The sequence below is a fragment of the Arthrobacter globiformis NBRC 12137 genome, assembly GCF_000238915.1.
Lineage (GTDB): Bacteria > Actinomycetota > Actinomycetes > Actinomycetales > Micrococcaceae > Arthrobacter > Arthrobacter globiformis.
In genome coordinates this window covers 241,847-258,877 of the sequence record NZ_BAEG01000037.1, presented here as the reverse complement: position 1 = coordinate 258,877, position 17,031 = coordinate 241,847, and the positions used below count along the sequence as shown (strand labels likewise).

At 66.5% G+C, this 17,031-nt stretch carries 17 protein-coding genes; 6 read left to right on the top strand and 11 right to left on the bottom strand.

From position 1 onward, the window contains the following. From ARGLB_RS23565 to ARGLB_RS07115, 5 genes are all read left to right on the top strand, one after another. Positions 1-274: hypothetical protein (locus ARGLB_RS23565; protein WP_175304969.1), on the top strand; the 274-nt coding region annotated here is incomplete at its 5' end. A 154-nt stretch (positions 275-428) separates the two neighbouring features. Then, positions 429-1,934 (top strand): glyceraldehyde-3-phosphate dehydrogenase, encoded by a 1,506-nt coding sequence (locus ARGLB_RS07130; protein WP_003800569.1) that lies wholly within the window; start codon positions 429-431, stop codon positions 1,932-1,934. A gap of 7 nt (positions 1,935-1,941) precedes the next feature. After that, complete coding sequence (locus ARGLB_RS07125) at positions 1,942-2,967, top strand: 6-phosphofructokinase (protein WP_003800567.1); 1,026 nt, start codon at positions 1,942-1,944, stop codon at positions 2,965-2,967. A 303-nt stretch (positions 2,968-3,270) separates the two neighbouring features. Further along, positions 3,271-3,864 carry a histidine phosphatase family protein gene (locus ARGLB_RS07120; RefSeq protein ID WP_083839615.1) on the top strand — a complete coding sequence of 198 codons (594 nt, stop codon included), beginning with the start codon at positions 3,271-3,273 and terminating at the stop codon, positions 3,862-3,864. Between the two features lie 124 nt (positions 3,865-3,988). Further along, the gene (locus tag ARGLB_RS07115) at positions 3,989-4,699 is read left to right on the top strand and encodes a hypothetical protein (RefSeq protein WP_003800564.1); all 711 of its coding nucleotides are present in this window, start codon (positions 3,989-3,991) and stop codon (positions 4,697-4,699) included. 97 nt (positions 4,700-4,796) lie between these two features. On the opposite strand, the gene ARGLB_RS07110 is transcribed toward ARGLB_RS07115, so the two are convergent. Next, the gene (locus ARGLB_RS07110) at positions 4,797-5,627 is read right to left on the bottom strand and encodes a DUF2382 domain-containing protein (RefSeq protein WP_003800562.1); all 831 of its coding nucleotides are present in this window, start codon (positions 5,625-5,627) and stop codon (positions 4,797-4,799) included. A 198-nt stretch (positions 5,628-5,825) separates the two neighbouring features. Between ARGLB_RS07110 and ARGLB_RS07105 the strand changes: the two genes are divergently transcribed. Next, on the top strand, positions 5,826-7,985 hold the full coding sequence (locus tag ARGLB_RS07105) for a transglycosylase domain-containing protein (RefSeq protein ID WP_043418226.1): 2,160 nt from the start codon (positions 5,826-5,828) through the stop codon (positions 7,983-7,985). Positions 7,986-8,003: 18 nt separating this feature from the next. Here the strand turns inward: ARGLB_RS07105 and ARGLB_RS07100 are convergent, their stop codons facing one another. From ARGLB_RS07100 to ARGLB_RS07055, 10 genes are all read right to left on the bottom strand, one after another. Then, entirely contained in the window at positions 8,004-8,735 is a 732-nt protein-coding gene (locus tag ARGLB_RS07100; RefSeq protein ID WP_003800557.1) for a GAF and ANTAR domain-containing protein, read from the bottom strand. Between the two features lie 32 nt (positions 8,736-8,767). After that, positions 8,768-9,559, bottom strand: coding sequence for a DeoR/GlpR family DNA-binding transcription regulator (locus ARGLB_RS07095; protein WP_003800555.1), 792 nt, complete (start codon positions 9,557-9,559; stop codon positions 8,768-8,770). A 66-nt stretch (positions 9,560-9,625) separates the two neighbouring features. Beyond that, positions 9,626-10,306, bottom strand: a complete 681-nt coding sequence (locus ARGLB_RS07090; RefSeq protein WP_003800554.1) for an SDR family NAD(P)-dependent oxidoreductase — start codon at positions 10,304-10,306, stop codon at positions 9,626-9,628. Then, complete coding sequence (locus tag ARGLB_RS07085) at positions 10,303-11,550, bottom strand: sialidase family protein (RefSeq protein ID WP_003800552.1); 1,248 nt, start codon at positions 11,548-11,550, stop codon at positions 10,303-10,305. Before ARGLB_RS07085 ends, ARGLB_RS07090 begins: the two co-directional genes overlap by 4 nt. 3 nt (positions 11,551-11,553) lie before the next feature. Then, the gene (locus ARGLB_RS07080; protein WP_003800550.1) at positions 11,554-12,330 is read right to left on the bottom strand and encodes an HpcH/HpaI aldolase family protein; all 777 of its coding nucleotides are present in this window, start codon (positions 12,328-12,330) and stop codon (positions 11,554-11,556) included. Positions 12,331-12,370: 40 nt separating this feature from the next. After that, entirely contained in the window at positions 12,371-13,360 is a 990-nt protein-coding gene (locus ARGLB_RS07075) for an aldo/keto reductase (RefSeq protein WP_003800547.1), read from the bottom strand. Between the two features lie 73 nt (positions 13,361-13,433). Further along, positions 13,434-14,261, bottom strand: a complete 828-nt coding sequence (locus ARGLB_RS07070; protein ID WP_003800545.1) for an ATP-binding cassette domain-containing protein — start codon at positions 14,259-14,261, stop codon at positions 13,434-13,436. Next, positions 14,254-15,165 carry an ABC transporter ATP-binding protein gene (locus ARGLB_RS07065; RefSeq protein WP_003800542.1) on the bottom strand — a complete coding sequence of 304 codons (912 nt, stop codon included), beginning with the start codon at positions 15,163-15,165 and terminating at the stop codon, positions 14,254-14,256. Before ARGLB_RS07065 ends, ARGLB_RS07070 begins: the two co-directional genes overlap by 8 nt. 1 nt (position 15,166) lies before the next feature. Next, entirely contained in the window at positions 15,167-16,099 is a 933-nt protein-coding gene (locus tag ARGLB_RS07060) for an ABC transporter permease (protein WP_003800540.1), read from the bottom strand. Continuing rightward, the gene (locus ARGLB_RS07055) at positions 16,096-17,031 is read right to left on the bottom strand and encodes an ABC transporter permease (protein WP_003800539.1); all 936 of its coding nucleotides are present in this window, start codon (positions 17,029-17,031) and stop codon (positions 16,096-16,098) included. The genes ARGLB_RS07060 and ARGLB_RS07055 overlap by 4 nt, the downstream gene beginning before the upstream one ends.

The window sequence follows — 17,031 nt, the reverse complement described above, 5'->3', positions numbered from 1 at the left end:
CCCGGCAAACCACACCCCCACGCCCGCCGCCCACCACGCCATGACCACCACACCCCACACCACCACAACAGCGCCAACACCACTGGACCACCCACCCGGCATCCTGCTCACACTGCTCTTCACCACCGCAGCCCTGACCTTCCTCACCCTCCTCACCCGCCGCACCACAACCACCCACCACCACACCACCAAACACTCCACCCGCACCGAACACGCCCTCGAAGCCCTCAGCGCCACCACCATGGCCCTCATGTTCGCCACCATGACCGCATAACACCCGGAGACCTACCCAAAAGGGTCGTTAAAACCATCCCGAATTAGCGTATCCCCTACCCGAAAATGGCAGGACGATAGATGTCAAGCCCCTCTCTGGACCACCTCAGGAGCTAGAGCTAAACCAGACCCCACCCTCTTGGAAAGGCAGTCCGATGCTAGAAACCCCAGATTCGAGTCTTGCTACTTGGATGGGCCGGGAGGCCCTCGCCGAGGCTATGATTCCGGTGATCGGCCGGCTGTACCGGGAAAACAACGTGGTGACCAGCATCCATGGCCGGTCCCTGGTCAATAAGTCCACCATGAGCATCCTGAAGGCGCACCGCTTCGCGCGCCGGATCAGCAAGGACGAGCTGCCCCTTGAGGAGACGGCGCCGCTGCTCAACACGCTGGCGCAGCTGGAGCTGGGTGCCGCTGCCATCGACATCGCCCGCCTGAACCAGAAGTTCAAGTCCGACGGCGGCCACCGGAGTTTGGAGGAATTCCTCCGTGCCGAACTGGCTGAGGTAGTGGGCAAGCGCGGCGCGGACAGCCGCGCCAGCACCGACGTCGTACTCTACGGCTTCGGCCGCATCGGCCGCTTGGTGGCCCGCCTGCTCATCGAAAAGGCGGGCGGCGGCCACGGCCTGCGCCTGCGCGCCATCGTGGTCCGGCGCGGCTCCGACAACGACCTGGCCAAGCGGGCAAGCCTGCTGCGCCGCGACTCTGTTCACGGCTCCTTCGAAGGAACCATCCGCGTGGACACGGATGCCAACACCATCACGGCTAACGGTGTCCGGATCCAGGTCATCTACTCGGACAATCCGGCCACCATCGACTACACCGCCTATGGCATCAATAATGCCCTGGTGGTGGACAACACCGGCCGCTGGCGCGACGCCGAGGGCCTGTCCCAGCACCTGCTGAGCAAGGGTGCGGCCCGTGTGCTCCTGACCGCGCCGGGCAAGGGTGACCTGAAGAACATCGTGCACGGCATCAACCACCGCGACATCACGGACGCGGACCGGATCGTGACGGCGGCTTCCTGCACCACCAATGCCATCACCCCGGTCCTGCAGGCCCTGAACGACAAGTACGGCGTGGTCCACGGCCATGTGGAGACCGTCCACTCGTTCACCAACGACCAGAACCTGATCGACAACTTCCACAAGGGCGACCGCCGCGGCCGCTCCGCCGCCCTGAACATGGTGATCACCGAAACCGGCGCCGCCAAGGCCGTGGCCAAAGCTCTCCCGGAGCTGCAGGGGAAGCTCACCGGCAGCTCCATCCGGGTCCCTACCCCGGATGTGTCCATGGCCATCCTGAACCTGAGCCTGGAACGCGGCACCACCAAGGACGAGGTCAACAACTACCTGCGTGAGATGGCGCTGCACTCGGACTTGCACCAACAGATCGACTACATCGACTCCCCCGAGGTGGTCTCGACCGACTTCGTCGGTTCCCGCCACGCCGGCATCGTGGATGGCCTCGCCACCATCTCCAACGACAAGAACCTTGTGCTCTATGTCTGGTACGACAACGAGTTCGGCTACAGCTGCCAGGTGGTCCGCGTCATGGAGGAAATGGCCGGCGTGAACCGGCCATCGTTCCCCGCGGCGGATGTCGTTGAGGAGGCCATGTCGGTGCTTGCCGCCATGGAATCGGCTTCCCCCACGATTTGAGCCGACCATGAAAATTGGAATACTCACCAGCGGTGGCGACTGCCCCGGCCTGAATGCGGTTATCCGCGGCGCCGTCCTCAAGGGCATCGCCGTCCACGGCCACGAGTTCGTGGGGTTCCGCGACGGCTGGCGCGGAGTGGTGGAGGGCGACGTCATCGAGCTCCCCCGAACCATGGTCCGGGGTATCGCCAAGCAGGGCGGCACCATCCTGGGCACGTCCCGGACCAACCCGTTTGAGAACGGCGGCGGACCCGACGTCATCAAAGCCCACATGGACCGGCTGGGCATCGACGCCATCATCGCCATTGGCGGTGAAGGAACCCTCGCGGCAGCCAAGCGCCTGACGGATGCAGGGCTGAAGATCGTGGGTGTTCCCAAGACCGTGGACAACGACCTCGACGCCACCGATTACACCTTTGGGTTCGATACCGCGGTCCAGATCGCCACGGAGGCCATCGACCGGCTGCGGACCACCGGCGAGTCCCATCGCCGGTGCATGATCGCCGAAGTGATGGGCCGGCACGTCGGGTGGATCGCGCTGCACTCCGGCATGGCTGCTGGCGCCCACGCCATCCTCATCCCGGAACAGAAGGTCAGCATCGAGCAGATCGCCCAGTGGGTGAAGGAAGCCCATGCCCGCGGGCGCGCACCGCTCGTGGTCGTGGCCGAAGGCTTTGTGCCGGAGCACATGGAGAGCCCGCACTCCGAGCGCGGCCTTGACACCTTTGGCCGTCCGCGGCTGGGCGGCATCGCTGACCAGCTGGCACCGGAACTGGAAGCCCGGACCGGCATTGAAACCCGCGCCACCATCCTGGGCCATATCCAGCGCGGGGGCGTGCCGTCAGCCTTTGACCGCGTCCTTGCCACGCGGCTGGGCATGGAGGCCATCCACTTGGTGGCGGAGGGCCTCTGGGGCACCATGGTGGCCCAGAGGGGAACGGACATTGAACACGTGGTCTTCCAGGATGCTCTGGGCCGGCTGAAGACGGTTCCGCAGAAGCGATACGACGAAGCTGCGGTCCTGTTCGGCTGAACTGCCGGGGCACCGGGACGGGTATTGCTTTGCCTTGTCTGCCAGCCCCATGCGTCCCAGAAGCTCCATGACTCCGCCGTCCCGCCCGAAAAACTGGGCGGATATCTGCGCGGCGTGGAAGCGCTCATGGCCGGTGACGGCCGTGCGCGGTCGGAACTGCTGAAGACCATGTACAGCCCGGAAGACCTCCGGGCCATGGAAAAGTTCAAGGCGCTGCTAGCCGCACTGCCACCAGTACTCGGTCCTCGTCCAGGTCATCGCCCAAGCACTCCGCGAATAAGGGGAATGACGCTCTCGGGCACAATGGAAGGCATGACCCTTACGACTTTCGCCCTCATCCGCCATGGCCAGACAGACTGGAACGCGCAGCGCCGGCTGCAGGGATCCAGCGACATTCCGCTGAACGACGTCGGCCGCGGCCAGGCGCGTGACGCCGTCGGCGTGCTGTCCGGACAGGGCTGGGACGCGATCGTATCCTCGCCGCTGAGCCGCGCGGCCGAAACCGCTGACCTGATCGCCGCCGGCCTGGGGCTCACAGTGGCCCGGCACGTGCCGGAGCTTACGGAGCGCAGCTTCGGACCCGCCGAGGGCCTGCAGGCCGGCCCGGAACTGGAAGCACTGCGCATTCCCGGCGGCTTCCGTGGCGCCGAAAGCGACGACGAAGCGGCCTGCCGGGGCCTGGCCGCCTTGGAGGCACTGGCCGAGGAGTTCAGCGGCCGCCGCGTTTTGGTTGTCGCGCATGGAACGCTCCTCCGCCTGACCCTCAGCCGTGCCATCGGCAGCACCCTGGAGAGCATCGACAATGCCGTGCTGAACCTGGCCCACCACCACGCCGTCGACGGCTGGCAGCTCGAATACTTCAACGGCGAACGGGTCGTGGAGGCCGCCCACAGCTGACGGATGTCGCCGCTGCCTCTGTCCCCGGCGGCCCGACAGGTCTACCTTTTTCCTAAGGGCCGGGCAAGCAACAGGTGCGCCGGGCCGGATCAGGGTTTCTACTCAACGAGGAGTGGGACGGGACATGAAGGCACGAACCATAATCTTGGGGATCATCGTCGTGTTGCTGGTGGCCGGCGGGGCATTTTTTTACTTCAATAATTCGAGAACCAGGGCTGCTGACTACAATCCGCAGATCACGCCGGCTGATTTCACGACGAAGATAACCAATAAGTACTTCGCGCTTCCCGTCGGCAAGAAGATGACCTACGGGGCCGGCGGCAACAGGATCGAAATCGAGATCCTCAAGGAGACGCTGGTCATCGAGGGCGTCGAAACCGTCATCTACCTGGACAAGGAATTCAAGAACGGGCAGCTCGTCGAGGAAACCAGGGACTACCTGGCACAGCACAAGAACGGCGATGTCTGGTACTTCGGCGAGGACGTGAACAACTTCAAGGACGGGAAGCTGCAGGATCACTCCGGCAGCTTTATCCACGGCCAGGACGGGGCGAAGGCCGGCATCTGGATGAAGGCCGAACAGCGCGTGGGCGACACCTATCGGCAGGAGTACTACCTGGGCCATGCCGAGGACATGCGGGACACCATCGCCACCGGCCAGACCGTCACGACGAAGATGGGCACCTACAGGGACTGCGTCAAGGTGGACGACTGGACACCGCTGGAGTTCAACTCGCGCGAGCACAAGTACTACTGCCCGCAGGTACGCTCGATGGTTCTGGTTGAGGAAGCCGGCGGCAAACGCGTAGAACTCACGAACATCGACCTGCCGTAGGCAGGCATGGGCCGCCCCCGGGACCAGCCCCGGCGGAGGGTGAAGGGGCGCGTGAAGGCCAGGGCCGGAACGCGGCCCCGGCCTTCACCAGTTCCTGCTACCGGCGTGTTTCGTCGATGCCGTCAGTGTCGATGCGTTCCTTCCGGACTTCTTCATCCACGGTCACCTCGTCCGTCACCGTTTCCTTATCGAGACGGACCCGCTCAACCGGGACGGTTTCCTTCTCGACGACGGGACGCTCCTCATGGAGGGTCACCTCGTGTTCCTCTTCGCTGATGTCAGGCCCGGACAAAGCCGCACCCCGGTTCGCGTCCGTGATGGGCTCGCGCTCGATCCGGACCTCTTCGCGCTGCACCGGGACAGTCTTGGTGACGTTCTCGGTGGTGACGTACTTGCGAAGCCTGGCCCGCCCGGCTGCATGCCTTTCGGTGCCGACGTTCAGCCGCTCCTCGGACCGGGTCATCGCGTCATCGGTGGTGGGACCGGACGTGTCGCGTCCAACCGTTCCGGGGGCGTCGGCTGTTCCGGTCCGGGTGTCGCTGTACGCGGCATTGCCTGTATCGGCGTGTCCTGCACCTGCGCGGGTGCCCGTTCCCGTGTACTTCTGGTTCCCATCCAGGCCGTAGTGACCGAAGAGGCGGTCCTCTTCCGAGGGTTCGAGGTGGCCGTCCGTTTCTACCCTGGGCGCGTCTTTGACCTGGTCCTTGGTGTAGGGAACCACGATGTCGTCGCCCTGAACTCGGGCGCCCTGCAGCGGGACAAAGGATTCGGACGTCCCGAATAGGCCGGTCTTGACCGTCACCCAGGTCGGCTGGCCATCGTTGTCGTCGGCGTAGACCTGGCCGATGGACCCGATCTTGTTCCCGTCCTCGGAAAGGACGTTTCCGTTGCGCTGTAGCAGATCATCGATGTTTTCCGTGGTGAGCATGGCGTCTCCTTGGATCTCAGATGTTTTGGGGTTAGCAACGCCTCCCTGCAGGACGCCGCACCCGAATACAATAAGCATGCTTAGCATGCTGTTGGCAAGCATACTTATTAATTAGAGCGGGGGTCGCCGTCGTCTGGCCCGGCCGTCACGTGAAGCGTATTCTGAAGACACGCTTTTATTGGGGTGTGAACCGCAGTGATGGTACGCAAAAGCTTGGCATCGCGATCGCATTCGGCCTTCGCAAGGCTGCTCGGGTTCGTGGTGCTTAGTTGCGTCTGTGGAGCCCTGGTTGCTGCCTACTTCGTTCCGCAGATTGCCGCTGCCGGCGCCGCGATGAGCGGCTCGCTCAACTTCTATAACGGGCTCCCGTCCGACCTGACGGTGCGGCCCCCGGCGCAAACCACAAGGATCCTGACTTCGGACGGAAAGCTGATCGCCTCGTTCTACGAGGAAAACCGGGTCCGGGTTCCGCTGAAGCAGATGTCGCCGTACATCAAGGACGCCGTGGTAGCTATCGAGGACAGCCGGTTCTATGAGCACAGCGGCGTCGACCCGGTGGGCGTCCTCAGGGCGCTGGTGAGCAACGTCTCCGGCGGGGACCGGCAAGGTGCGTCGACACTAACCCAGCAGTACGTCACCAACGTGGCCAATGAAGCCAAAATTACCTCCGGCCGCGAGGATGAGGTGGTCCTCAGCGGGGAGAAGACCTTTGGCGACAAAGTCCGTGAAATGAAGCTCGCCATTGAGCTGGAGAAGAAATTCACCAAGGACCAGATCCTCGAGGGCTACCTCAACATCGTGTTCTTCAGTCGCAGCGCCTACGGCATCGAGGCTGCCGCGCAGCGTTTCTACAGCGTCCCGGCGAGCAAGCTGTCCCTCCCGCAGGCCGCAATGCTGGCGGGGCTCGTCAACAGCCCCAGCCTCTACGACCCCGTGACGAACCCGGAGAACTCGCTCAAGCGGCGCAACCTGGTCCTGGACGCCATGCTGGCGCAAGGCAAGATCACCAAGAAACAGCACGACACGGCCGCCGCCACCGGTGTTGGCCTGAAAATCCGTAACTCGAGGCAGGGCTGCGCCGCAGCCACCATCGCCCCCTATTTTTGCGACTACGTGTCCCATCTGATCCTCAACAACCGGGCCTACGGCGCGGACACGGAAGCCCGGGAGCAGAAGCTGTTCCGGGGCGGGCTCACCATTACCACTACCCTGGACAGCCGTCTGCAGGCGGCCGCCCAAGCCCAGGTGAACTCCACGGCCGGGGCCAATCCGGGCAAGTGGGGCGCTTCGCTGCTGACGCTCCAGCCGGGCACCGGCAGGATCCTCTCGATGGCGCAGAACACGGTGTTCCTCCCGCAGCCGGGTAAGTTCGATACCCAGCTGAACTTCAATGTGGATGCCAAGGACGCCAACGGCAACGACCTCAACGGTGCGGGCGGGTTCCAGCCCGGATCCACCATGAAGCCATTCACGTTCGCCGAGTGGCTGCACCAGGGACGGAAGATCACCGAGGAGGTGGACGCCTCACGGCGGGAGTACCCGCTGGGTTTCCGCTGGCGGGATTCATGCGCCAAGGTGGTTGGCGGCTACAGCAGCAAGCAGCGCGCCGCCGGCCTCGAAGCTGCGGATGACCTGCAGAACGCGTCGGCGGGCTACTACCGCAGGATGCCCGCGAACTACGGGCTGTACAACTCCATCAACACGGCCACCTTCGCCGAGGTCGCACAGCTGGACATCTGCGGCATCCAAAAGATGGTGGACACCCTGGGCCTGCACAGCGGTCTGGACGGGTCCGGGATCAACATGCACCAGCTGGGCAACATACTCGGCGGAACCGCCGTGTCACCGCTCAACCTGGCCACCGCCTTCGCCACCTTCGCCGCCGACGGCCGCTACTGCGCACCGATCGCCATCCAGCGCATCACCGACTTCACCGGACGGGTGCTGGCCAGCCAGCAGCCGGCGTGCCGGACCGCCGTGGAACCGAACATCGCCCGCGGTGTGAACTCGGTGCTGCAGGACGTGCTCAAGAAGGGTTCAGGGGTCTACATCAACCCCAAAGTCCAGGGCAAGGTCCCCGTGGCGGCCAAGACCGGCACCAACAACAGCAACGGCGCCACCTGGGTACTGGGCTACACCAGCGGCATCGCCACGGCTTCCTTCTTCGGGGACGCCCTGAACGGCCAGAAACGGCCCGGCAGGAACATCACCATCAACGGCAATCACTACGACCGGATTGACGGCTACATGATCGCCGGGCCGCAGTGGGCCAACTACATGCTGAAGGTAGCCAAGATGTATCCGGCCAAGCCGTTCCCCAAACCCCCGGCCTCCATGATCGGCAAAGGGGCAAAGTAGCCCGGCGGTGGCCGAAGGCTACTCGAAATGTGTCTCGACAGCTGATCCCGTAAGCCTGCCCAGGAGTTCCATGGCGACGTCGCGCAGCTTCTGGTTCCGGTTGCTCGAAACTTTGGTCAGGATCTCCATGGCTTCCTTTTGCGAGCACCTGTTCTGCGCCATGATGACGCCGCAGGCAACGTCTATCGCGGTCCGGCTCTGCATGGCGGCCTCAAGGTTCTGCGCCCGGGCCTGGGCGGCCCCGATCCGAACCGACAGGTGCAGCGTCCGGCTGGCCAGGTCGCCGAACTCGACCGCCCTGTCGAAGAGCTCGGACGTGAACAGGCCGGGTGTGGGACCGAAAAAATTCAGCGCCGCACTGGCGCCGTCCCCAATGTCCAACGGCACACCGAGGCTGCTGTAGACACCGTGCTCGGCGAGCTGCTTCTGGTATTCCGGCCAGCGGTCATCCGTTCGGACATCGTTGAGCAATTCGGGCGCCATGGTGAAAAGCGCCCGGATGCACGGCCCGTCGCCGACGCGCTGCTCGATGTGGTCCAGCTCTACTGCGCGTGGGCTGCTGCCCGCAACGGTTGAAGTTTGCCTGCGCCGCTTCAAGGTGATGGCGCATTCAACGGCCGTTCCCGCCATACCGGTGAGGGTGGACGCAGCAAATCCGGCCAAACCCTCAAGGAAACCGTCAACATTGTCGGCCCCGATCAGGATGTCCTGCAGCTGCAGAACGGCCGAATCTTCGTTCGCTTCAGTCATTCCACAATGCTAGACGCTCCCCGGGTGCGGTCCTAGGCAGAAGCCTGCTGCCCGGCCGGTACCTGAACCAGCTGCACCTGCACGCCGGCCTCGCTGAACAGCGCCACCTGGCCCGGGTCAGCGCCGGAGTCCGTCACCAGGGTCCATGGCAGGGCGAGCTTCGCCCAGGCATGGAACGGGCGTTTTCCCAGCTTCCCGGAGTCGGCCAGGACATAGACCGCGTCGCCGCGCCGGGCCATGAGTTCCTTCAGCCTGGTCTGCGCGTGGTCCGCCTCGCAGAGCCCATCGTCGGCAGTGACGGCGTCGGCGCCCAGAAACACGCGGTCAAAGCTCATGCGTTCCAGGGCCGTCTCGGCAAGGGGACCCACGAACGTCTGGCTCACGCCGCGCAGCCGGCCGCCGAGGCAGTCCACCTGAATCCCCGGCGAGTCAGCGAGCTCCTGCAGCGTGTTGATTCCGGGCGTCGTGACGGACAGGTTTTCCCTCCCGCGCAGTGCGTGCGCCAGTGCACCGACGGTGGAGCCGCCGTCGAGCAGGATGTTCTCGCCGTCCTTCACCTCCGCGGCAGCCCAGGCCGCGATGGCGTGCTTTTGCTCGTACGCCTCGCCGGTCCGCTGCCGCAGGGACGGTTCAGGGTGCGCACCCAGCGCTACGGCCCCGCCGTAGGTCCGCGTCAGCTTCCCCTCCTCGTTCAGGTGGGCCAGGTCGCGCCGGATGGTGGAAGCGGTCACCCGGAAATGCCGCGACAGTTCCTCCACAGACGCCAGCCCAGTGGTAACGGCGAGGTGGTAGATCTCTTCGCGCCTGGCTTTGGCGGTGGTCATCTGTGGCTCTCCTTTGCTGTCACCATCGTAGGGGTCGGGCGGCTGGGCGGCTTACAGCGCGGCACCTCACAGCGAGGCGCCGCCGCAGATCACGTAGTTCTGACCCGTGATGGACTTTCCGTGCGGCCCCAGCAGGAAACCGGCGAGCGCCGCAACGTCCTCCGGATCCACGAGCCGGCCGAGGGCCGGAAGCTTCGGCGGTGTGGCAGCCCGCCCGGGGTCAGCCAGCATGGGCGTGTCCGTGGGCCCCGGCGACAGCACATTGACCGTGATGCCGCGCGGGGCAAGTTCCTGCGCCCACGTCCTGCCCATGCCCATCAGCGCCGCCTTCGTGGCAGCGTACTGGCTCTTGCCGGCCGCGCCCGTGGAGGTCCGGCTGCCGATCAGCAGCACCCGGCCGCCGTCGGGCATCCGCGGCACTACCTCGTTGGCCAGCGCACTGGCAGCCCCGACGTGCACGGCGAACATGCCGGCGAGCGCCTCCGGGTCCAGCTCGCCCAGCAGCGCGGTGCGCTGGTATCCGGCGGCGTGCACCAGCGCGTCCGCAGGGTCAATCCTCGCCGCGGTCTCCGCCACCGACGCCGGGTCGGACAGGTCAGCGTGCAGCCACCGGAACCCCGGCCCCAGGGAGGCCTCGCTGCGGCTCAGCCCGGTGACGGCCCAGCCGTCGGCCAGCAGCCGTTCGGCGATCGCCTTGCCGATCCCGGAGCTGCAGCCCGTGACAATCGCGTGGCGGGTGCCGGTCACCGCTCGTCGCCGCCCGGTGTCGTGCTGCCCTCGTACGCCCACTGCGGGTCCACGCGGACGTACTTGATGGCCTGCCGGAAGTAGGTGTACGCGATGTTCAGCGCACCGTCCGGGCCCTGGTGGACCGACGGGTAGGAGTACTCCCGGTTCAGGCCGTCGCGGGAGTTGTTGGAAAGGCAGTAGCCGTCCCCCACGTCGAGGTTGCGCCGGATGGGCCAGCTGCGGCCCGAATCCTCCGAGATGGCCAGCGTCATGGGCGAGCGCGGCGTCCCCCAGAAGGCGCGCCGCCCGCCGTCGTCCGTCCCGGCGCCGGCAGCCGGATCCGGTTCGGTGAGCTGGCCCTGTTCGGCGGCCAGGCCGTCGTCGTCAATTTCGTCGTACAGCGAGAGCCGCCGCTCGGTGTTCTCCTCCGCGCGGCTGTGGTTGTAGACCAGCGCCAGGCGGCCGTCGGCGAGCGCCGCGAACTGGATGGAGGAGTTGTTGTTGGGCAGCTCGGTGGGAACGGGCTCGCTCCACGTGGTGCCGTCATCGGTGGAGCGGGATTCGTAGATCGAGTCGGCCCAGCGGCTGCGGAACAGTGCCAGCAGCGAGCCGTCGGCCACAGGCTGGATGTTCATGTGGACGCAGCCCAGGCTGCCCGGCAGGATGTGCTCGCTCCAGGTAGCCCCGCCGTCGTCGGAAATCATCACGGCGCTGTCGTCGCTGTTGCCCACCCACTTCTCCCCCGGCGTGGTGATGCAGCGGAAAATCGGGATGATCAGGCGGCCGGACGGCAGCAGCACCGGCAGCTGCCGGACAAAAACGCCGCCCGTTTCGTTGGCGGGGAACAGCGTTTCCACCGGCCCCCAGGTGCGGCCGCTGTCCGTTGAAGTACGACGGCGGACCTCCGCCGTGTCCTGGTTGCCCGCCTTCTGCGCGGTGTACAGGAGCCAGAGCGCCCCATTCGGCGCCGCGAACAGGATCGGGTTTTGCTCCGACCGGGTGGGGTCGTCCGACAGCTGCTGCGCCGGTGACCATTGGTCGCTGCCCGGCTCCAGGGTGGAGAACCAGATGGAGATGTCCGGCACGCCTTCCTGGGTGCCGCCGAACCATACGCAGCCGAGGCGGCCGTCCGGCAGGGTCAGCAGGTTGGCGGCGTGGCTCTGCACGGTGGGCGCCGGCAGGTACGCGAAGTCTGCGCCGTCCGCCCGCTTCACGGCGCCGTCGGGGCTAATGGTGTTGTAGCCGGCGTTGGTTGTCCGCATTCCTCAGCCCTCCGACTTGGCAGCGGCCAGGTGCGCCTTGGCGGCCAGCTCCAAGTGAGTCAGGTCCGACGCGACGGTGGTAAACGTGTAGCCCTGGCGCAGCCGCTGGGCGGCGATCTCCCCGGCGGCGGTGTGGATTCCGGCAGCGATGCCTGCCGAGGCGGCCGCGTCGGCGATGGTATCCAGTGCCGCGTTGAACTCGGCCTCGATGGCGGGATCGCCCGGGAAGGCGCCGCCGACGGCGATGGCCAGGTCCGAGGGCCCCACGTAGATGCCGTCCAGGCCGGGCGTCGCGCAGATCTCCTTCACGTTGGCCAGCCCCTCGGGCGTCTCGATCATGGCAAAGACCAGGGTGGCGGCGTTGGCTTCAGCGGGCACCGGGCCGATCCGCAGGGCCGAGCGCATGGGCCCGTAGGACCGCCCGCCCAGCGGCGGGTACTTCGCGGCGGCGACGGCGGCCGCAGCGTCCGCGGCATTGTTGACGAGCGGGACGATCACGCCGACGGCGCCGGCGTCGAGCGCCTTGCCGATCGCGGTGAAGTCGTTGGCCTCCACCCGCACCAAGCCGACGGCGGTGTGCCCGGCGTCGATGGCCATCAGGCCGTTCAGCATGCCGGAGTAGCCGAGCAGCCCGTGCTGAGCGTCCAGGGCCACGTAGTCGTAGCCGAGCCGGCCGATGCGTTCCGTTGCCACGGGCGCGTCCAGCACTGCCCAGTAGCCGACGGCCTGCTCACGGGCGCGGACCTTGCGGGCGAATTCGGTAGCGAGTTCAGATGTCATGTGGTGTCTTCTGCCTTCAGTTCGGAAAATCAGCGGGTAATCAGCGGTTGTAGGCCGGCATGGGCCCGCGGAGCCCGGAGCCGACGGCGTCGCACGCGGCGCTGACGTCCTCGGGCAGCGGGCCCTTGGCCACGGCGGCGATGTTGGAACGCAGCTGCTCCACCTTGGAACCGCCCAGCAGCATCGAGCCGACGCCGGTCCGGTAGGCGAGCCAGCGCAGGGACAGCTCGGCGAGGGTGATGCCTGCCCCTTCGGCGATGCCGGCCAGGGCGCTGACGGCGTCGAACAGCTGCTTGTCCCAGTAGCGCTGGGTGTACATGGCGGCCAGCTTGGAATCACCGAAGCGGCCCTCCGAGGGCTTGGCCTCGAAGCTGTGCTTGCCGGTGAGCAGGCCGCCGCCCAGCGGGTTGTAGACCATGGTGTGGACGTTGTGGGTGGCGGCGAACTCGAGGTATTCCTCCTCCACCCGCCGGGCCACCAGGTTGTAGAGCTGCTGCGCCACCACGGGGGCGGGCGCACCCACCTCGCGGGCAACGTGGATCACGTCGGCGATCTGCCAGGCCGCGAAGTTGGAGACACCCAGCGCCCCGATCTTCCCCTCTGCCGCCAGGTCCGCCACGGTGCGCAGGGTGTCCTGCAGCGGGGTGGCACGGTCCGGCTGGTGCAGGTAGAACAGGTCGATGCTGTCCACGCCGAGCCGGCGCAGGCTGCCCTCCACGCTGTTGCGCAGCCCTTGCGGGGACAGCGGTGAGTGCTGGCCGTGGTCCGCGTGCGGCATTCCGGCCTTGGAGGCGAGGATGACCTCGTCGCGGCGCCCCTTGAGGAGGCGGGCGAGCATCTCCTCCGTCACGCCGCCCACATACGCGTTGGCGGTGTCGATGGTGGTGATGCCGGCGCCGAGCGCCTCCTCCACCATGCGTCCGGCGGTGGCTTCATCGGCGGTGTCGCCGAACGTCATGGTGCCCAGGACCAGCCGTGAGATGGGAAGCTTCAGTCCTTCCACCGGGGTTCCTTCTGGCTGCTTGCTCATGCGTTGATTCTCCGTGGGTTGCAGTATCGGTCGTGGTCAGGGGTTCAGGTTCCAGAGGGTTCGGGCAGCCGGTTCAGGCGCCTTTCAGCGCCAGCGACCGGACCACGTGACGGGGCTTGAGGCCACGCATGGTGGACGGGTCCAGGGCGGCCCGGCGGAGCTTGCGGGTGTAGTCCTCCCTGGGCGCGGTCAGCACCTGCGCCGTCGTTCCGTGCTCCACGAGCTTGCCCCGCTGCATGACCATGACGCTATCGCTGATCTCCTGCACCACGCCAAGGTTGTGCGAGATGAACACGTAGGTGATGCCGGTTTCGTCCTGGATGGACTTCAGCAGCCGCAGCACCTGGGCCTGGACGGACACATCCAGCGCGCTCGTGGCTTCGTCGCAGACCAGCAGTTCCGGCTTGGAGGCGAGCGCCCTGGCAATGCCAATGCGCTGCCGCTGGCCGCCGGAGAACTCCGCCGGGTGGCGGTCCAGGGACTTGGCCGGCAAGCCCACCTGGTCGATCAGCTTCGCGGCTTCCTTGTGCCGTTCGGCCTTGGACCGGACGCCCTGCAGCTTCAGCGGTTCGGCCACGATCTCCTGCGCGGTGAGGTGCGGGTCCAGGGAGCCGTACGGATCCTGGAACACCATCTGGAACTTCGACCGGAGCGGCCGCAGCTTGGCTTCGCTCATGGCTGCGATGTCCGTTCCGTCCAGTTCGATCCGGCCGCTGGCCGGCGTCACCAGCCGCATCAGCGCCTTGGCAATGGTCGACTTTCCGCAGCCGGATTCACCGACGACGGCGATCGTCTTGCCTTTGTCCACCGAGAAGGAGACGTCATCCACGGCGCGGAACGTTCCGCCCGGCACGTGGTAGTCCACCACGAGGTTCTCGACGGAGAGAAACGGCTTAGTCATGGCTGGCTCCGGTGTTGGTCAGGGCGGCCGCTGCCGCTGCGTCGGGTTGCGTGTTGCCGGCAGGGGTTTCGTCCCACGGCCCCAGGACCGGCACGGCGGCCAGCAGGTTGCGCGTGTACTCGGTGGCCGGATGCTCCACGACCTGCTGGACATCGCCGGACTCCACGAAGGAGCCGTCCTTCATCACATGGATGCGGTCCGAGATGAGCCGGGCCACGCCGAGGTCGTGCGTGATCATCAGGATGCCGATGCCGCGCTGCTCCTGCAGTTCCAGCAGAAGGTCGAGGATGCCGGCCTGGACCGTGACGTCCAGCGCCGAGGTGGGTTCGTCGGCCACCAGGAGCTGGGGTTCGCTGGCCAGGGCGATCGCGATCAGCACGCGCTGGAGCATGCCGCCGGAGAGCTGGTGCGGGTACTTCTTCAGCTGCACTTCCGGGGTGGGAATGTGCACCTGTTCCAGCAGCCGGATGGCGCGGGCCCGGACGGCGTCCTTGTCCTTGGAGGCGGCACCGGCGATCCGGATGGCCTCGGAGAGCTGGCTGCCGATGGAATGCACGGGGCTCAGTGCGGTCATCGGGTCCTGCGGGATGAGCGCGAGGGTGCGGCCGCGGACCTTGTCGATGGCCTTGGGCTCGGCTACCACGTCCACGCCGTCGATGAGCACGGTGCCGGAAAGCACCGCCAGATCGTCCGGGAGCAGGCGCAGGATGCCCATCGCCGTCGTCGATTTGCCCGAACCGGACTCACCGATGATGGTGACTGTCTCACCGCGGTGGATGCTGAAGTTCACGGAATCCACGGCCCGGATGATGCCGGCGTCGGTGATCAGCTCCACCTGGAAGTCGCGGACCTCGAGCAGGGCCGGCTCCTTGTAGTCCTGCGTGGCGGCGGGTTGTGCGTTCATGTCAGGCACCCTTCTTCTTGCGGCGGGGACGGTCGCGGAGGCCGTCGCCCAGCAGGTTCACGCCCACCACCATCAGCACGATTACCAGACCGGGCAGGGTGACCATCCACCAGGAGGTGGTGATGTAGTCCTGGCCGTCCGAAATGATGCGTCCCCAGGTGGCGAACGGACGCTGGGGGCCGGCGCCGAGGAAGCTCAAGGCGCTTTCCAGGAGGACAGCCTGGGCCAGGAGCAGCAGCACAACAAGGGTGGCCTGCTTGATGACGTTCGGGATGATGTGCTGGATGAGGATCTGGATGCGGTGCAGGCCCAGGATCCGGGCCGCCGAGACGTAGGGCTTTTCGCGTTCCACGAGCACCATGGACCGCGTCAGCCGGGCCACTTCGGGCCATTGGGCTATGGCGATCACGAAGGTGATGACCGGGATCGAGGGGCCGAACAGCGCCACCACCAGGAGCAGCATCATGAGGAGCGGCAGGGACATCTGGGCTTCGAGGACGCGGGAAACCACCGTATCCACCCAGCCGCCGAAGTAGCCGGCGGCGGCACCAAGGATGATGCCGATGGCGCCGGAGACCACCACGGCCAGGATGCCGATGGTCAGGGAGACCTGGCCGCCGTGCAGGACGCGGGAGAGCAGGTCGCGGCCCAACTGGTCGGTGCCGAACAGATGGCCGTCCATGAGCGGAGCGAGCCGCCGGGCGGAGAGGTCCTGGTGGTTGGCGTCCGGCAGCGGAAGCACCTGGGCCAGCAGGATGGGAATGATGACGACCAGCGTGCAGACGGCGCCGATGCGCAGTTTCCACTTGGCGGCGTTGCGGCGCCGGGTGGCCCCCGCCTTCGCGACGAGTGCCTTGGTGACGGCGCTCGGGGACGGCGCGCGGGATGGTTGCGCGGCCGAAGCCGCCGGCGTTGCGGTGTCGCTGATGCTCATGCTGCTGCCGCCTTTCCAAGACGAACACGGGGATCGAGAAGCGGGTAAGCGAGGTCGATGACGAGCTGGACGGCTACGGCCAGCAGGGACGTCAGCAGGACGGTCGCCTGGATGAGGGGATAGTCGCGGGTTTCGAGGGCCCGGACAATGAGGGAGCCGACGCCGGGCCAGGCGAACACGACTTCCACCACCACCACGCCGTTCAGCATGGCCGCGAAGCGCGTGCCCAGGGCGGTGAAGACCGGAATGGCGGAGTTGCCCATGGCATAGCGCCAGGTCAGCGCCGGACCGCCCACTCCCCTGGACCGCGCGACGGTCAGGTAAGGGGCCGCGAAGTTGGCGGTCATCTCACGCCGCACCATCCGTGAGATCAGCGCGATCTGCAGGATGGCGATGGTGACCGTGGGGAGGACCAGTCCGCCCCAGGTGGCGAAGCCCGAGGCCGGGAACAGCGGGATCAGGACGGCGAAACCGGTCAGGAGCATGATGCCGGTCCAGAAGTCCGGCATGGACTGCCCGGCGATGGTGAGGACGTTGACGCCGAGTTCCCGGTTGGTGTCCGGGCGGCGGGCCATCCACACCCCCAGCGGGATGGCGACCACGGCGGTGAGGAGGATGGCCGCGGTGGCGAGGGTGAGCGTGTAGGGCATCCGCTCGGACACCACCTGCATGGCCGGCGCCTGGAACGAGTAGGACGTGCCGAGGTTCCCGGTGAACAGCTGCTGCAGGAAGATCCAGTACTGCTCCAGCACGGGACGGTCCAGGCCGAATTGTTCGCGGACCCTGGCCAGCTGCTCGGTGGTGGCCAGCGGTCCGGCGTAGGACACGGCCGGATCACCCGGAGCGAGGCGGATCAGGATGAAGACCGTGGAGACCGTCAGGAACACGGTCAGCAGGCCTTGGCCCAGCCGCTTGAGGATGTAGTTGGTCAT

Bases quoted from the DNA above. Each gene is read 5' to 3' on its own strand.
- ARGLB_RS07130 (WP_003800569.1), top strand. From the start codon at position 429: ATGCTAGAAACCCCAGATTCGAGTCTTGCTACTTGGATGGGCCGGGAG.
- ARGLB_RS07125 (WP_003800567.1), top strand. From the start codon at position 1,942: ATGAAAATTGGAATACTCACCAGCGGTGGCGACTGCCCCGGCCTGAAT.
- ARGLB_RS07120 (WP_083839615.1), top strand. From the start codon at position 3,271: ATGGAAGGCATGACCCTTACGACTTTCGCCCTCATCCGCCATGGCCAG.
- ARGLB_RS07115 (WP_003800564.1), top strand. From the start codon at position 3,989: ATGAAGGCACGAACCATAATCTTGGGGATCATCGTCGTGTTGCTGGTG.
- ARGLB_RS07110 (WP_003800562.1), bottom strand. From the start codon at position 5,627: ATGCTCACCACGGAAAACATCGATGATCTGCTACAGCGCAACGGAAAC.
- ARGLB_RS07105 (WP_043418226.1), top strand. From the start codon at position 5,826: ATGGTACGCAAAAGCTTGGCATCGCGATCGCATTCGGCCTTCGCAAGG.
- ARGLB_RS07100 (WP_003800557.1), bottom strand. From the start codon at position 8,735: ATGACTGAAGCGAACGAAGATTCGGCCGTTCTGCAGCTGCAGGACATC.
- ARGLB_RS07095 (WP_003800555.1), bottom strand. From the start codon at position 9,559: ATGACCACCGCCAAAGCCAGGCGCGAAGAGATCTACCACCTCGCCGTT.
- ARGLB_RS07085 (WP_003800552.1), bottom strand. From the start codon at position 11,550: ATGCGGACAACCAACGCCGGCTACAACACCATTAGCCCCGACGGCGCC.
- ARGLB_RS07080 (WP_003800550.1), bottom strand. From the start codon at position 12,330: ATGACATCTGAACTCGCTACCGAATTCGCCCGCAAGGTCCGCGCCCGT.
- ARGLB_RS07075 (WP_003800547.1), bottom strand. From the start codon at position 13,360: ATGAGCAAGCAGCCAGAAGGAACCCCGGTGGAAGGACTGAAGCTTCCC.
- ARGLB_RS07070 (WP_003800545.1), bottom strand. From the start codon at position 14,261: ATGACTAAGCCGTTTCTCTCCGTCGAGAACCTCGTGGTGGACTACCAC.
- ARGLB_RS07065 (WP_003800542.1), bottom strand. From the start codon at position 15,165: ATGAACGCACAACCCGCCGCCACGCAGGACTACAAGGAGCCGGCCCTG.
- ARGLB_RS07060 (WP_003800540.1), bottom strand. From the start codon at position 16,099: ATGAGCATCAGCGACACCGCAACGCCGGCGGCTTCGGCCGCGCAACCA.
- ARGLB_RS07055 (WP_003800539.1), bottom strand. From the start codon at position 17,031: ATGACCAACTACATCCTCAAGCGGCTGGGCCAAGGCCTGCTGACCGTG.